The following is a 1,714-nucleotide window of genomic DNA, read 5'->3' as shown; positions in this document are numbered from 1 at the left end:
GCGTCCGGCTTCAGCCCGGAGACGCGGCACTTGATGTTGAAGAACCGCTCCGCGCCCATGTCCGCGCCGAACCCGGCCTCGGTGACGAGGAAGTCGCCCGTATGGATGCCGATCAGGTCGGCCACAACGCTGGAGTTCCCGTGCGCGATGTTGCCGAACGGTCCCGCGTGCACGAACACCGGCGTGTTCTCCAGCGTCTGGAGCAGGTTCGGCTTGAGCGCCTCGCGCATGATCACCGTCGCCGCGCCGCCCGCCTTCAGCTGCTCGGCGGTGACAGGCTCGCCCGACTTGGTGTAGCCGACGACGATGCGGCCGAGCCGCTCGCGCATGTCCTTCAGCGACCTGGAGAGCGCGAGCACCGCCATCACCTCGGACGCGGCAGTGATGTCGAAGCCGGCCTGCCGCGGCACGCCGTCGCCGGACCCGCCGAGCCCGATCACGATGTTGCGCAGCGCCCGGTCGTTGACGTCGAGCACCCGCCGCCAGGTGACCTGGTTCAGGTCGAGGCCGAACTCGTTGCCCATGTAGAGGCTGCTGTCCACCATCGCCGCGATCTGGTTGTTGGCCGCGGTGACCGCGTGCATGTCGCCGGTCAGGTGCAGGTTCAGCAGCTCGAACGGGACCGCCTGGCTGTAGCCGCCGCCGGCCGCGCCGCCCTTGATGCCGAACGTCGGGCCCATGCTCGCCTGGCGGATCGCGATCGTGGCCTTCCTGCCGATGTGCCGGAACGCCATGCCGAGGCCGATCGTGGTGGTGGTCTTCCCCTCCCCCAGCGGCGTCGGGGTGATCGCCGTGACGACGACGTACTTCGCTTTCGGCCGGTCGGCGAGCTCGTCGATGGCGTTCAGGTCGATCTTGGCTACGTGCTCACCGTGGAGTTCGGTCAGCCAGGGGGGGATACCGACATCTTCGGCGATTTCCGCGATTGGCTTGAGCGTGGCCTGACGGGCGATCTCGAGGGCGGTGGGCATGGCCATGGCAGAGGGACCTCCGGCCGTTGTGACGGCTTTCCTGAGGTGATTGTTTCTCTGCAACCTGGCTGGTCGTCATGGGGCGCAAGCCAAAAACGCCCGGCGGGATTCTGCGGCCCCGGATATTGCGCTTCCGCAGCAGGCGAACCTTTGCGCGAAGCCACTATCCGTTCAGAATGATATTAGTAATTCCGCACAAAGAGCTATCCCGAACGGGTCCGCGGTCACTCCGTTTGAGTCGGCTCGGCCCCGTAAAGCGGCGGCGCGGGAACCCGCTCCACCGGCGCGAAACCGACCTGCAGCACCACCTGCGGCACCTCGTTGTAGAACGTCGGCCAGGGCCATTGCCGCGGAATCCCCTGCTGGTCCTGGCGGTCGAGAGACTGGGTGAGGAGCGACGCGGTCACCCCGAAGTCGGACGGCACCCGGTCGGGCGGGTGGAGCGGGTGAAAGTCCGACAGCCGGTACTTCAGCGACGAGCGGTACCGCTCGCTGCGCCCGGTCCCCGCCGACATCGAATACCTGGTCCCGGTGAGCAGCGCGTGCTGCAGCGCCTGCCCGGCGCGCAGCCAGTCAAGCGGCCGGTCGTCGTCGGTGGACAGCGTCATCAGCTGCATTTCGCGGGCGGCCAGTTCCCCGCCGCGGACCGTCGCGCGCAGGATCGCCTTCTGCTCGCGCGGGTGCAGTATCCGCAGCCAGCCGTGCTCCTCCGCGGCGGCTTCCTCCATTTCCACCAGCAGCGG

At 68.0% G+C, this 1,714-nt stretch carries 1 protein-coding gene and 1 pseudogene; both read right to left on the bottom strand.

What is annotated here, in order from left to right; all coding sequences use genetic code 11:
* Positions 1–977, bottom strand: a 977-nt coding sequence (locus VGZ32_RS03785; protein WP_326884385.1) for a formate--tetrahydrofolate ligase, incomplete at its 3' end; no start/stop codon positions are given.
* A 218-nt stretch (positions 978–1,195) separates the two neighbouring features.
* A pseudogene (locus VGZ32_RS03780) lies at positions 1,196–1,714 on the bottom strand (hypothetical protein); the annotation flags it as partial.

The sequence above is a fragment of the Actinocrinis sp. genome, from assembly GCF_035938995.1.
Lineage (GTDB): Bacteria > Actinomycetota > Actinomycetes > Streptomycetales > Catenulisporaceae > DASZGI01.
The sequence above is the reverse complement of the archived record's forward strand: the minus strand, read 5'-3'. Positions and strand labels throughout refer to the sequence as shown.